Annotated in this window: 15 protein-coding genes; 3 read left to right on the top strand and 12 right to left on the bottom strand. The window is 27.1% G+C overall.

Features of this window, described 5'->3' with window-relative positions; genetic code table 11:
• Positions 1-31 precede the first annotated feature (31 nt).
• The 3 genes from AC1B00_RS00880 (at position 32) to AC1B00_RS00870 (ending at position 2523) form a co-directional block, all read left to right on the top strand.
• Complete coding sequence (locus tag AC1B00_RS00880) at positions 32-370, top strand: hypothetical protein (RefSeq protein ID WP_488847679.1); 339 nt, start codon at positions 32-34, stop codon at positions 368-370.
• 192 nt (positions 371-562) lie between these two features.
• Positions 563-1522 (top strand): hypothetical protein, encoded by a 960-nt coding sequence (locus AC1B00_RS00875; RefSeq protein ID WP_488847678.1) that lies wholly within the window; start codon positions 563-565, stop codon positions 1520-1522.
• Positions 1523-1995: 473 nt separating this feature from the next.
• A complete protein-coding gene (locus AC1B00_RS00870; protein ID WP_488847677.1) occupies positions 1996-2523 on the top strand; it encodes a hypothetical protein in 528 nt (175 codons plus the stop codon).
• Positions 2524-2568: 45 nt separating this feature from the next.
• Here AC1B00_RS00870 and AC1B00_RS00865 read toward each other — a convergent pair whose 3' ends face one another.
• From AC1B00_RS00865 to AC1B00_RS00810, 12 genes are all read right to left on the bottom strand, one after another.
• On the bottom strand, positions 2569-2838 hold the full coding sequence (locus tag AC1B00_RS00865) for a FlhB-like flagellar biosynthesis protein (protein WP_239816821.1): 270 nt from the start codon (positions 2836-2838) through the stop codon (positions 2569-2571).
• Positions 2835-4808: a hypothetical protein gene (locus AC1B00_RS00860; RefSeq protein WP_488847676.1), complete on the bottom strand. Its 1974-nt coding sequence runs from the start codon at positions 4806-4808 to the stop codon at positions 2835-2837. Before AC1B00_RS00860 ends, AC1B00_RS00865 begins: the two co-directional genes overlap by 4 nt.
• Complete coding sequence (locus tag AC1B00_RS00855; RefSeq protein ID WP_239816819.1) at positions 4801-5997, bottom strand: MFS transporter; 1197 nt, start codon at positions 5995-5997, stop codon at positions 4801-4803. The genes AC1B00_RS00860 and AC1B00_RS00855 overlap by 8 nt, the downstream gene beginning before the upstream one ends.
• On the bottom strand, positions 5990-6406 hold the full coding sequence (locus tag AC1B00_RS00850) for a hypothetical protein (protein WP_239816818.1): 417 nt from the start codon (positions 6404-6406) through the stop codon (positions 5990-5992). Before AC1B00_RS00850 ends, AC1B00_RS00855 begins: the two co-directional genes overlap by 8 nt.
• A complete protein-coding gene (locus AC1B00_RS00845) occupies positions 6399-6839 on the bottom strand; it encodes a copper resistance protein CopD (RefSeq protein ID WP_488847675.1) in 441 nt (146 codons plus the stop codon). Before AC1B00_RS00845 ends, AC1B00_RS00850 begins: the two co-directional genes overlap by 8 nt.
• Before the next feature lie 121 nt (positions 6840-6960).
• The gene (locus AC1B00_RS00840) at positions 6961-9513 is read right to left on the bottom strand and encodes a bifunctional aconitate hydratase 2/2-methylisocitrate dehydratase (RefSeq protein ID WP_488847674.1); all 2553 of its coding nucleotides are present in this window, start codon (positions 9511-9513) and stop codon (positions 6961-6963) included.
• Between the two features lie 60 nt (positions 9514-9573).
• The gene (locus AC1B00_RS00835) at positions 9574-11424 is read right to left on the bottom strand and encodes a primosomal protein N' (RefSeq protein ID WP_488847672.1); all 1851 of its coding nucleotides are present in this window, start codon (positions 11422-11424) and stop codon (positions 9574-9576) included.
• Positions 11424-12008, bottom strand: a complete 585-nt coding sequence (locus AC1B00_RS00830) for a type II secretion system protein (RefSeq protein ID WP_488847671.1) — start codon at positions 12006-12008, stop codon at positions 11424-11426. The genes AC1B00_RS00835 and AC1B00_RS00830 overlap by 1 nt, the downstream gene beginning before the upstream one ends.
• Position 12009: 1 nt before the next feature.
• Entirely contained in the window at positions 12010-12468 is a 459-nt protein-coding gene (locus AC1B00_RS00825) for a prepilin-type N-terminal cleavage/methylation domain-containing protein (RefSeq protein ID WP_488847668.1), read from the bottom strand.
• A gap of 1 nt (position 12469) precedes the next feature.
• Entirely contained in the window at positions 12470-12955 is a 486-nt protein-coding gene (locus AC1B00_RS00820) for a type II secretion system protein (protein ID WP_336611085.1), read from the bottom strand.
• Positions 12939-13253 carry a bZIP transcription factor gene (locus AC1B00_RS00815; RefSeq protein WP_336611086.1) on the bottom strand — a complete coding sequence of 105 codons (315 nt, stop codon included), beginning with the start codon at positions 13251-13253 and terminating at the stop codon, positions 12939-12941. Before AC1B00_RS00815 ends, AC1B00_RS00820 begins: the two co-directional genes overlap by 17 nt.
• Complete coding sequence (locus AC1B00_RS00810) at positions 13240-13470, bottom strand: hypothetical protein (RefSeq protein WP_239816810.1); 231 nt, start codon at positions 13468-13470, stop codon at positions 13240-13242. The genes AC1B00_RS00815 and AC1B00_RS00810 overlap by 14 nt, the downstream gene beginning before the upstream one ends.
• Positions 13471-13529 lie beyond the last annotated feature (59 nt).

Below are 13529 nucleotides of genomic sequence, written 5' to 3'. Positions count from 1 at the left end.
TTTGTTTTTATTAAAATATATTATTGTTTTTATGTTTTTTACGATAATTTTATGTCTTTCAATAGGTGGTTTTATAGTATTTATTGCTTTTGTTTTACCAATTTTGCTTGTAATTCTTTATTTCCAACTTATGCCACTTATAATAAGAAAAATTGTATGCTATGATGAATATTTTGAAATTATTAGGATTTTTAGAAAGACAAGGGTGAATTACGCTGATTTATATAAATATTATTTTGTAAGTTGTAGAAAAGTTTTTTTAAATAAAGATTTGTATTTATGTTATAACTATGTAAAATTTGTTACTATTATAAATTGCTCTATATTTAATCCAAATGAGTTAAAAAAAATTTTTAGAATTATTAAATAATAAAGGTATTAATGAAGAAATTTCAGACATTGATGATAGCTTATTTTATAGTCTTTTTGCTTTAATCAAAAAAGCTAATTCCTATTTCAAATTCCTTTGAAGATTACTAGAATTTGAAATAGGAATTTAAATATTAAAATTGATAATTGTTTTATTAAATGCTATGATATGAAAAACAATTAAGGTTATAGTATGAAAAAAACATTAGAAATCTTAAAAATACTTTTTATGATTTTTATAATAATTGAAATAATGATTGCTATTGGCTCAGTTTTTGCAGGTGTAATTTTTAGCATTGGCTCAGATGTAAATGTGATTTATTCAATTCTTTTTTTCTTTTTTGCAGCTAATGGTTTTATTTGTGAAAATTTAAGTCAAATAATAATTTTATTTTACAAAGGACTTATACTTTATCCGCTAATTTATCTTCAAGCTTTTATAATCATATTTTTTATAATACTTTTCTTTAAATTAAGAAAGAAATTTAATAACAAACTTGCTTTTACTTATAGCATAATTCCTATGATAATAATATTTGCTTTATATAATTATTTTTTTAGAACCATACCTGATTACTCAAGTAAAACTCATGAAAGAATAGTAACTCTAAGTGATTATAAAAAATATCAGCAAGGCTATTGCTTAGAAGAAAATAGGATATTACCTAAAGATGAGCTTTATAAAAGAGTGGTGATAAATTTTTTAAAAACAAAAAGATGGGATGAAACCTATAAACGCTCATCTTTTTCTCTTAATGAAGATAATGAAGATAAAATAAATTATTACATTCATAAAGATTTTAATTTAGATAATTATAAAGAGTTTTTAAAGCAACGAGCCTTAGAAAAAGAATATTTTTCTTTAGATGAACTTCAAGAAGTTGATTATTCTAAATACCTAACGATAGACGCTAAAAACAACAAAGCAGGGTTTATTAAACCTGTTATTTTGGCAAATAATTCAATAAAACAATATTATGTATATTTAGATGATAGTTTTTATTTTAAAGAAAACGCAATATTTTATAAAAAAATACATTTATATACACTACAAGAACAAGAAAAAAATTTAGATAAATTAATGAAAAAGTTTAAAAACTATAAAGATGATTTTACTTACGGAATAGTGTTTGACAATTGCGGTAATTTTTAATTTCATGTATATAGAAAGGAGAAAGCATGGCAAATTTTAGATTAGATTTAAATGGTGGTTTTATAAATATTAGAATTATATAAACAAAATAAATCTTATAACAAAGTAATTATAAAACTTCTAATTCCTATTTCAAATTCCTTAAAAAAATTATGAGAATTTGAAATAGGAATTTGGGTTAATATAAAAAAGTTTTTATAGTGGTAAGATATCTTGGATTTTACTTTAAGCTAAGAATAAAACATATAAAGCAGTAATTACAAATCTAATAGATAATAATATAAGGGGTGATTTTTCGCAATTACAGCTTATAGAAGAAAAGTTTAATAAGGAGAAAATTTGAGCGAATATTTAACTTCTAGTAATTTTACGCCTTTATTTTATTTAAAAGATAAAAATGCTTATATTACTAGCTTGGTTCATTGTAGTGCTTTGTTTATTTGCTTTTGTGTTTTTATGTATATTGGTAATTTTTGGTTTCTAGTATTAATTTATTTATTATTGCTGCATATTTTGATGAGCGATATTTGCATTGTAAGTTTAAAAAACCTAATATTATATATTTTCATAAGGATTTTATACATTTTGTTAATCATAGTTGTAGGCAAAGAGATGAGCTTAATGAAGAAGAAAAAACAATATATTTAAAAAATGTTAAAATCTATAAAACCTGCCTTAATATTCAAAGCAAACAACAATTATATAAATTAAATAATTTTTTAAGTATATTTTATATTTTTATGAGTGTTTGTAATTTTATACTTTTAGTGTTTTTTAAAAATATTTATAAAATTTTTACTTTAAATTATCAAAGATTTTATGATACTTTATTAATAGAAGATGATGAGAATATTATTTGTATTTATACGGACAAATCTAATTATTCGCTTTTGTATGAATATTTTTTAAATAATTTTAATATTGATATAACAAAGCTTGATGTTAAAATCAAGCCCTTTTTCTTTCATTCGCATTTGGTTTATAAATACACTAAAAGCTAAGCTTATGAAAGCTATTTAAAATTCAAATTCCTATTTCAAATTCTTTTAATTTTCTTCCATTTTTTTTGACATTCTATAAATAAATGAAAAAATTTCGGCTACTGCTTTATACATAGCAGGTGGGATTTCTTCTCCTAATTCAAGCTTACTTAAAACTTCGCATAATTCTTCATCTTCTTTAATTGGTATTCCATTTTCATTTGCTAGTTTTATAATGCGTTCGGCTATTTCACCACTACCTGTTGCCATTACTTTTGGGGCGTTGTTTTTTTCTTTGTTATAGCCTAAGGCTAGAGCTTTTTTAATTTTATTCATATTTTTTTATCAAATCCTATATTTATTTTATATTCTTCTTCATATTTATTTTCTCTAAGTTTGCTAATGAAGAAATTAGAAACTATCAAATCCGCTTTTCTTAAGTCCTTTTTAAACATTTTTGCATGATTTATCAAAGTTTGCCTAAAAACATCATTTTCTATCATCATATTTATATCTAAATATTTATCTTTATTTAGCCCAAGCATTATATTTAAAGAGCCTAATTTTTTAAATTTTAATTTAATTTGAGCGTAAAATCTATCTTCACTATCACTTCTAAAACTTATATTTGATTCATCTAAATCATCAATAGAGTAGGGCAAATAAGTATTAACTTCGTTATTTGCTACTGAGATTATTTGGTTTAATTCAATTTGATTTAATAGTTTTTGACTCATTTCATAAGCTACTTTATTATCCTTTGCTAAAGCCATTTTGCTAGTTTGAAGCAAAATCGCTTTTGCATCATTTGATACGGCTTTGCTAATATGCTCGTTATTTCTAGGGCTTATGTTATCCATATCTTTTTTTGCTTGATTTAGATGAGTTTTTAATCCTTTTAGCTCGTTTGTGCTTACATAATTTTTAAAACTTTCTTCGTTTTTTAGGTTTGCACTAAGTAATCTTGTAAGGTTTTCAATTTTGTTTTGTAGGCTTAGGTTTTCTGCATTTAATACATTGCTTATAATTTGATTTTGATTTATTACTTGCTTGATTTCTGGATTTGAAATTAGCTTTAATTCTTCTTTAATATCTTGAGATTTTGTGATTTCTTGCAATGCTTTTAAATCATTTTTAATCTCATCATTTGTTTTTACAATAGGCTTTTCACTTGTTTTTATCTCTTCTTTATTTTGTGGTAGCTTGATTTGCTCTTTAATATCTTCTTTTGTGATTGTATTTGTTTTATTTTCTTGAGTTTTATTTAAGGTATTTTCTTGTTTTATTTCTACTTTTTCATTTAGGTTTTTATTAATATCGCTTAATTTATTAAAGATTTCGTGATTATTTTTAAGAATTTCTTTGATATTTTCAAGCTTATTTAAGATATTGTTTTCCCCATTTGGCTTTTTATAATTATTATGCATATTTGCTGGGTTATTTACTAATTCTTTCGCTATGTTTTTAATATCTTGCAAACTTGATTTTAGGCTTGCTAGTTTTGGCAATATTGTTTTTAATTTATCATTTTTAACTTCTATGTTTATTAGATTTTTTATTTCGTTATTGATTTTGCTCTCTAGCTTATTCGCTACTTCTATTAGCTTTAATGGTTCATTGTTTTTTTGCAAATACGCTCTTGCGTTTTTTAATAATTCAAATGTTTTTATAATAGAATTATTAGTATTTGTGCCTTTATTTTCTAGTTTTTCATTTATAAAATTTTCAAGTTTTAAAAGTGATTCTTTAGCATCCATTTTCTCTTGTCCAAGCTTAAAAATCTCACTTTTTAACTCACTTGTTTTAATATTTTTCATAAAAGAAATTAGCCTAAAGAAGCTTTGTGGCAATACTTGTTCGTTTAGATTAGCCCTTAATTTACTTTCTAAAAAAATACCAGAATTATTCAAGGCTTGAAATAATGCTTTTGAATCTTGCATTTTGGTATTTAATAAATTATCAAGCTTTTTTACAAAAACTTCTAAATCTTTATCCTTGCTAAGTATTGATTTTAATTCCTTTAAATCTTCGGCTATATTTTTAGAAATATTAATGTTTTTTGCATTTTCACCTAATTGATTTAAATCTTTACTAGCTTTTATGCTATCTAGTAATTTATTTACAATTTTTTTAATGCCAAGCTCAAGAGTTTCATCTTCGCTTATGGCTTCGTTTATTAAAGAACTTCCTTCTTTTATGGGTTCTTTTATATCTTTAGTATTATTTGGTTTTAGGTTTGCACCTTGTTGCTTTAGTCCTAAATCGCTATTTACTAAAGAATTTAAAGTAGTGTTAATATTATTCATCGTTGCCTAAATGAACGAACTGGCTAGGTTTTTGTTCGTATTCAATTCTATTTGCTGCATCTATTTTTGGCTGAGTTAGTGTAAAAACACCTAAGCCAAATAATAAGATAATATAAACTAAAATATAAGCATTTGCACCAAAAGTATTAATCGCATATCCTAAAATTATAGGAGATACAACAGAGCTTGATACATAAGCAAACATTAGCGTTCTTCCTATTTCAAGTATTTGTGAGCTTTCTTTTGCCCTATCGCTTGCTCTTGCAAGTGCTAATGCGTAAATGCAAAAAAGCCCCATTCCAAGAAAAAAGCAAAAAATAAAAATAGCTATTTTATTACTAGCTAAAAAATATAAACCAACACTAGAAACAAAAGCAAGGCTTACACAAAATAAAATAGCAATTTTTCTTCCATAAACATCAGATAATCTTCCCATAAATAACTGAGCTATAAATCCACCAAGCATAGCAGTAAAAATAAGCAATGAAATATCTTGAATATTATAATTTAGTGCTAGAAAATATGTTTGCGACATAGAAAAGAACCCATTCATCAAAAATCCACCAACAAAAGCAGCTATAAAAGCTAATTTTGATACATTGAAAATATTTGGAACGCTGATTTTTTTCCTTTCTTTTAGTTTAGGTTGCTTTATTTTTAATAAATTAAGTGGCAAAGAACATAATAAAATAACCAAAACCGCAATTATAAAAACATTATTATAACTAGGCTTTAAATACATTAATAATACACCTATGGCAAAGCCTGAATAAAATACTATTTCATAAATTGATAGCATTCTTGAACGGATTTCGTTTTTTGATTTTTGATTTATCCATGATTCAATGATGATTAATAATGTATAGTATGAAAATCCTATGATAAATCTTAAGATTGCCCATAAATATATATCTTTAATCACTATATGCAGTATGGTTGCAATTGCAAATAATGAAGTAAAAAAACCAAAACTTCTAATATGTCCTACTTTTTGAATTAAAGTATGAGATGCAAAAGTGCTAATTAATGCTCCTAAATATATGCAAGAACTAATTAAGCCTATGTAAAAATCGTTATAACCTAATTCTTTTAATAATATAGGATTAGTGCTAAGTAAAAACGAGTTGCCTACAAATAATAAAAGTGAAGCAAATAATAAAGCTTTTAAAGAATTTATAGTTTTAACCATTTTTAGCCTTTAGTATCGTAATGCTTAATAATATTAATATTGAGCTTACAAAAAATGCACTAACATGAAAAAGATTATTCTTAATTAAAATTCCAGTTAGAATTATAAAAATAATATATGCAAAAATTTTATATAAATTTATAAATACATTAAAATGTTTTAAATGTTTTAAGCTTTCTTTTATGCCTTTTTTTGGTAGTTCAATTTCTAAAGGATTATATAAAAAAAATCTTGGCATACAAGCTATTTGAAACTTTGGTAAAGATTTTTTTAGTTTTATATAGCTAATTAATGGTATTAAAGTATTTGCAAAAAATGCTAGTTGAATGCTAAAAAACGCACTCAAACTAGCAAATATTAAGCATAAAATTGCATCTAAGATTATTAAAGATATAAGAAATTTATACATAAAACATAAGCTTTGCACAAAGCACAATTAATATCGCTAAAATTAAAGCTAATGGATGAATGATTTTATTTAAAGGATTTGGTTTTTTAAGAATAAATTTATAACTTAAACTAAGTGCAACCATGATAAAAATCAAACAAGCAAAGAAAACTTTTAGCATAAAAATTTGTTGAAAGGTAGTATCAAAATATCCGATTTGACTACCAACCCATTTACTCATCATCATTCCGCCTGTAAGTAGCAATAATAGCACACAAATAGGCATGATTTTAATAGCTTTTTTAGTAATTACTTCCTGAACTTCAGTTCTTAATTCCTGTTTTAAATTCTTTTTAGCTTTACTAAAAATAACAACATCAAAAAACAAATAACCAACAAAAATAATCGCACAAAAAACATGAATAATAAGTGCAAATGGATATAAACTTTCCATATTTTTCCTTTCGTAATTTTTAAATGAGATTATATTTGTCTTTTTTGTTTGTTTTATTGATTTGGCTTAATTATTATAAAAGTTTATTAATAATTATTCTAGGGCATTAAGCCCTAGAGTATTAATCTACTTTAAAGTTTTCAATTTCATTAAAGTTTAGGTATTTGTAGATATTTGCTTTTTTGCTATCGTTTAATTTATCATTTACAAGCTCAAGATATTCGCTTGGATTTGGTAAGCGTCCTAAGATAGCACAAACAGCGCCAAGCTCAGCACTTCCTAAATAAACTTTAGCTCCTATTCCCATTCTATTATCAAAGTTTCTTGTGCTTGTACTAAATACAATAGCTCCATCATTTACACGAGCTTGATTACCCATACATAAGCTACAACCAGGAACTTCAATTCTTGCTCCTGCAGCACCATAGATTGAGTAATATCCTTCATTTGTTAGTTGAGCTTTATCCATTTTTGTTGGAGGTGCTATCCAAAGGCGAGTTTTAAGCATACCTTTACCTTTTATAATCTCACCTAAAGCTCTATAATGTCCTATATTTGTCATACAAGAACCTATAAATATCTCATCAATATTCTTAGGGCGATTGTTATCAGCTAAAACTTCGCTTAAAGTTGCAACATCATCAGGATCATTAGGGCATGCTAAAATAGGCTCTTTTACTTGATTTAAGTCTATTTCAAAGATATGCTCATACTCTGCATCTTTATCAGCTCTTAATAAAGTAGGGTTGTTAAGCCATTCTTGCATTCTTGCCTTTCTTCTTAAAAGCGTGTTTTTATCATTATAACCTGCTTCAACCATTGCATCAATTAAGCTTATATTTGATTTTAAGTATTCAGCAATGCTTTCTTTACTAAGATTAACACAACAAGCTGCCGCACTTCTTTCAGCACTTGCATCGCTTAATTCAAATGCTTGTTCTACTTTTAGATTTTCAAGTCCTTCAATTTCTAAGATTTTACCTGCAAAAATATTCTTTTTGCCTTTCTTCTCAACTGTTAAATAACCTTCTTTAATTGCTACATAAGGGATTAGATTTACTAAATCTCTAAGAGTAATTCCAGGTTGTAATTCACCTTTAAAGCGAACTAAAATGCTCTCAGGTACGTTAAGTGGCATAGCCCCTGTAACAGCAGCAAACGCTACTAGACCACTTCCAGCTGGAAAGCTTATTCCTATTGGAAATCTTGTGTGTGAATCAGCACCAGTTCCAACCTCATCAGGCATAGCAAAGCGATTTAACCAGCTATGAATAACACCATCGCCAGGCTTAAGCGATACCCCACCTCTTGAACTCATAAAACCAGGTAGAGTTTGATGAGTATTTACATCGCTTGATTTTGGATAAGCTGCAGTATGGCAGAAGCTTTGCATAACAAAATCAGCATTAAATCCTAAGCTTGCAAGTTCTTTTATCTCATCTCTTGTCATTGGTCCTGTTGTATCTTGTGAGCCAACGGTAGTTGTTTTTGGCTCAATATACATTCCAGGAACAACTCCTTCTAAGCCGCAAGCACGACCTAACATTTTTTGAGCTAAGGTATAGCCTTTAACTTTAACTTCAGGTTGAGCTGGTTTTTTAAATATTTCTTCTTTTGGCATTCCTAGAACCTCTCTAGCTTTAGCGCATAATCCACGACCTACAATTAGCGGGATTCTACCACCTGCACGAACTTCATCTAAAAGCGTATTAGGTGTAAGTTCAAAAGTAGAAATTACCTTTCCTTCTTTTCTTATTTCGCCTTTTTCAATATCTATTATAAATTTATCACCCATTTCAAGGCTTGTTACATCACAAACAATAGGTAAGGCTCCACTATCTTGGGCAGTATTAAAGAAAATTGGAGCAATAGTTTGACCTAAAATAACACCACCTGTGCGTTTATTTGGAACTCCTTTTATATCTTTACCTAAGTGCCATTGAACTGAATTTATTGCTGATTTACGGCTTGAGCCAGTTCCTACAACATCACCTACATAAGCAACTTCAACTCCTGCTTTTTTAAGTTCTGCGATTTTTTCAATACTTCCTTCTTGTCTTCTTACAAGCATTGCTTGAGCGTGCAATGGAATATCGCTTCTTGTAAATGCTTCACTAGCAGGACTTAAATCATCGGTATTTGTTTCGCCATTTACCTTAAAGCAAACGCATTCAATTTGCTTTGCAACTTCAGCTCTTTTGATAAACCATTCAGCATTTGCCCAGCTTGTAAGAACTTTTGTAGCGTATTTATTGCCATTTTTGTGTAATTCTACAACTTTATCAAAACCATCATGAACGAAAATAATATCTTCTAAAGCATTTGCAGCAAGCTCAGCGATTTCATTATTTTCTAATGCTTTTAATAATACTCTTACATTGTATCCACCTAGCATTGTGCTTAGCATTGAAATTGCTTCAGCTTTTGATATACAGGTGCATTTGCTTTTATCAAATAAGATTTTTTCTAAAAAATCACACTTAATTAATGCCGAATCATCAACACCAACACCAACACGATTAGCTAATAAATCTTTTAATTTTTCGCTATTACTATCGTTGTTTTCTAACAACTCACATAATTTCTTAGTTTGCTCTACATTTAACGCTAGCGCAGGGACATTTAAAGCCGCACGCTCATCAACTAATTTTTGATATTCATCTAAAAATGCCATGTTAACTCCTTTAAAATTTTTAAAAATTGTAGGTTATTTAAATAATGAATTAGTATATTTTTACGAAAAATGAATGGGGTCAATATCTATTGTTACTTTTTGTAACTTTTTATAATGGCTTGCTAATTTACTTAACAAAATTTTCTTACTTGATCTAATCAATACATAATATCTGTATTTTTTATCAATCTTTTCAATGGCGCATTTTCCATAGCCAATAATTTCGTAATCATCGTAATTTTCTTTACTATTTTTTAGATGATTTGCTAGTTCATCACACAAATTAGAAGCTTCCATTTCATTTGTTGATGATATTATTAGCCTTAATAATCTTTTAAATGGTGGATAATTGTTTCTATATAATTTTTCATCTTCTAAGAACTCATCATAATTTGTTAGATATTTTTCAAAAAAATCTTTATTTTGAGTATTGATTAAAACTTTTGCTTTTTTGCTTCTTCCTGCACGACCTGCTACTTGAATAGCAAGTGCAAGTGTATTTTCACGAGCTTTAAAATCAGGATAGAATAAATACTCATCAAGACCTAAAATCGCACAAAATGTAACATTTTTATAATCATGTCCTTTTGAGATAAGTTGAGTTCCTACTAAAATATCTATATTTCCTAATTCAAATTCTTCTAAGATTTCTTTTAATTTTGTGTTTGAGCTTAGCTCATCGCTATCTAATTTAGCTATTCTTGCACTAGGTAGGGCGATTTTAAGATTTTCGCATAATTGTGCTGTGCCTATTATTTTACTCTCAAGCATTGTGCTTCCACAATTTTCACAAGTGTTTTTTAAATATTCTTTTTTACCACAATAATGGCACTTATAAGTTTTATTGTGTAAGCTCATTGGAACAGAACAATTAGGGCAAATTTTTCTTGTATTGCAGTCTTTGCAAACTACTTGCCTATAATTTCCACGAACTGGTAAGAAAATCATACTTTGTTCTTTTTTCTCTAAATTTTCTTCTAATAAATCTAGTAAATATGGACTTATTATTTCATTATCGCTATCAAAAAGAATTTCTTTTTCGCTTTTAAAATAAGTTCCTTTCAGTCTAAACTTATTAATATTAGTATTAAAAAAACTTTGAAGACTTGGTGTTGCAGAACCTAAGACTATTTTAGCATTTGAAATACTAGCAAGATAAATGGCTAAATCTCTAGCGTTATAACAAGGATATTTTGAAGATTTATATGAATTATCGTGTTCTTCATCTACTATGATTAAGCCTAGATTAGTAAAAGGTAAAAAAAGTGCTGATCTTGCTCCGATTACTAAAGGCTTATTTCCTAATTCAAATTCTATTAAATCTTTTTGTTTTTTTGCCTTAGTTATTTTGCTATGCCAAGTTATGAATGAATCTTTAAAATATACTTTCATTCTTTTTTGCATTTGTGGAGTTAGGCTAATTTCAGGCATTAAAAACAAAGCTTGTTTGCCACTTTTTATGCATTCATCTATTAATTTTGCGTATATTTCGGTTTTGCCACTGCCTGTATCTCCAAAAATTAAATTCATTTTATTTTCTTGAATACTCTTTAAGCATTGTTCTTGTTTTTCATTTAGCTCTATGTTAATTTCGCTACAAATTTTAGTTGTATTTTTTTCTAAATTTTTACTAAAAACAAAGCTATCAAGACATAATGAAATATTAGCAGCATAGTATCTACTCATAAAATTAGCTAATTCAATTTGAGTAGGGCTTAGACTATCATCGTATATTTTAATAATTTCTTTTGTTTTAAATTCAGGTTTTTCACATTTAGAAATTATAACGGCTTGAACTATTTTTTTACTAAGTTCAACTTCAACTTTAGTGAATAATTTTATTTCTAAAGAGCTTTCGTAGGTTAATTCTTCTAAATTATGACCTAGGATAGCTACTTTATAAAAATACATTATATTGTTGCGGGTTCAAAGCAAGGTATTAGATTGTTAATTGAATCAATTCTACTTCTATTGCAACCATTGCAAGTTGCTTTTGCACATTCGAATTTGCCAGTTAAGCTTTTGTAAATTAAATTAAAATAAATATTACTATTAATTGAATATTTGTAGATTAAATAAATTCCATCTTGGGTTCTATCGCTAACTCCCGCTAAATACTTTCCATAATCTAATTCAGGATCATAAGTAGCGTCCCAAGGTATGAATGTGTCTTTAGCTTTTTCTTTTAAGCCAAGAAAAAACCAACCCTTATCTTCATCCCCTCTATCTAAACCATCTTTAAATAAATTTGTAAAAATTTTACTAGTATCTGCCGTAGCTGTTTCAAAATCTTGATAACTTTCATTTTGACCTTTTATTATATTTTTAAGCAGTTGGTTGTTAGCTTTAGAATTAATTGTATCTATTCCTGTTTTTAAACTTGCTAATTCTGTTTTAAATCTTAAATCAAAAAATTTAGGCAATGCAACAGCTGATAATATTCCTATTATTACAATGGCAAATATTAATTCAATCATAGTAAAAGCTTTTTTCACTTTATTTTCCTATTTTTAATTTATTACACTCACTAATATTATTACAAATTAAACTTTTATTAGTTTGTGAATATGCAAAACTTATGCTCTTTTTGTTATTAAAATAAAATGTTATAGTATTTTCTCCTGTGCCATTATTTACTGAAGTCCAACAAGGTGCATTTGATTTAGAAGAATTGCATTCTGCTAATTTGTTAAACACCAAATTTTCACTATCCGTAACTACCCCAGTTTTATTTCCAAAATATATATTTTTAGGGAATTTTTTTGAACCTGTTTCATAAAGCATACTTTGAGAATATTGCTCTAAATTAGTGATGATTAAAGCGTGTTGTTCTTTTAGTCTTAAAGCATAAGCATCATCACGACCAGCGAATAATTTCGGTATTGCAACTCCTGCTAAAGTTCCTATAATTACAATTACGAAAATAATTTCTATCATACTCATAGCTTTTTTCATATTACTCTCCTATAATAGAACAATTTTCTGCTGCCCAGCCACCCCTAGCTTTACTTGTATCGCATTTAAAAGTTCCTAAATTTTCATCATAATTAAAGAAAACAGCTCTTTTATTTTTTGAATTTGTTACAAAAATTAAATCTTCATCAAAATTATCCCAACCAATAGAATTAGCAGCTCTTCTGTGTATTCCGGTAGCTACTTTATCCGCAAAAACTTTAGCTCCTTTACAAGTCATATTGTTATAAAATGCTGGATTTTTATATGCACATAAAGTATTCTTTGGATATTCTTTAAATCCTTTTTCAAGATATTGATTTCCTGCGTAGGTTTCAATACCTTTTCTAATAGCTTCAACTTGTTCTTTTAATTTAACAATATGAGCTGTTTCTCTGTTTGCCATCATTTTAGGTATCGCAATCGCTGATAATATTCCTATAACAGCAATTGCAAAAATCATTTCTATCATACTAAAGGCTTTCTTCATCTGCTTTTCCTTTATGATTAAGAATATTTAGAATATCTACCAATTCATTTCTTAAGTTTTGTAATTCTGATTTTAATCTTTCGTTTTCTTCTTTTGCTTTTTCAAATTCTTGCATTAATTGAAAGTGTGAGTAACACTTCTTAAGGTATAAATTAATAAATTGTGGAATTTCAATATTGCCATTACTAGGATTAATTTTCTTAATATCATCATTTAAATAAGCTAAAAAATCCTTAGTCGGAACATTGAAATTATAACCCCTAGCTCCTAGGGTTATCGTAAACTTAGTTGTTTCCAAGTAGTTGCTCGATTGATCTTAATGTTTCTTCTTCTATTAAATTCTTATTTAATAATTCTTCTTCTAATTTGCTTATTTCATAAGCTTGTGCTTCACATTTTGCTTTTGCTTGTGTTAGTTCATTCATAAGTCTTTCATTTTCACTAACAAGGTATTTATATTTTTCCATTAATTCAACTATTTTTTGGCTTAAAGTGTTTGTTATGTTATCGCTCATTTTGTTTATCCTTAGTAAAATTTTAAAGCTATGATTTTAATTATTTATAGTTAATATAA

It is taken from the genome of Campylobacter sp. DY7, assembly GCF_057802535.1.
The sequence above is the reverse complement of the archived record's forward strand: the minus strand, read 5'-3'. Positions and strand labels throughout refer to the sequence as shown.

Excerpts from the sequence above, each read along its gene's own strand:
- AC1B00_RS00880 (WP_488847679.1), top strand. The coding sequence starts at position 32 with ATGTTTTTTACGATAATTTTATGTCTTTCAATAGGTGGTTTTATAGTA.
- AC1B00_RS00875 (WP_488847678.1), top strand. The coding sequence starts at position 563 with ATGAAAAAAACATTAGAAATCTTAAAAATACTTTTTATGATTTTTATA.
- AC1B00_RS00865 (WP_239816821.1), bottom strand. The coding sequence starts at position 2,838 with ATGAATAAAATTAAAAAAGCTCTAGCCTTAGGCTATAACAAAGAAAAA.
- AC1B00_RS00860 (WP_488847676.1), bottom strand. The coding sequence starts at position 4,808 with ATGAATAATATTAACACTACTTTAAATTCTTTAGTAAATAGCGATTTA.
- AC1B00_RS00855 (WP_239816819.1), bottom strand. The coding sequence starts at position 5,997 with ATGGTTAAAACTATAAATTCTTTAAAAGCTTTATTATTTGCTTCACTT.
- AC1B00_RS00850 (WP_239816818.1), bottom strand. The coding sequence starts at position 6,406 with ATGTATAAATTTCTTATATCTTTAATAATCTTAGATGCAATTTTATGC.
- AC1B00_RS00845 (WP_488847675.1), bottom strand. The coding sequence starts at position 6,839 with ATGGAAAGTTTATATCCATTTGCACTTATTATTCATGTTTTTTGTGCG.
- AC1B00_RS00840 (WP_488847674.1), bottom strand. The coding sequence starts at position 9,513 with ATGGCATTTTTAGATGAATATCAAAAATTAGTTGATGAGCGTGCGGCT.
- AC1B00_RS00835 (WP_488847672.1), bottom strand. The coding sequence starts at position 11,424 with ATGTATTTTTATAAAGTAGCTATCCTAGGTCATAATTTAGAAGAATTA.
- AC1B00_RS00825 (WP_488847668.1), bottom strand. The coding sequence starts at position 12,468 with ATGAAAAAAGCTATGAGTATGATAGAAATTATTTTCGTAATTGTAATT.
- AC1B00_RS00820 (WP_336611085.1), bottom strand. The coding sequence starts at position 12,955 with ATGAAGAAAGCCTTTAGTATGATAGAAATGATTTTTGCAATTGCTGTT.
- AC1B00_RS00810 (WP_239816810.1), bottom strand. The coding sequence starts at position 13,470 with ATGAGCGATAACATAACAAACACTTTAAGCCAAAAAATAGTTGAATTA.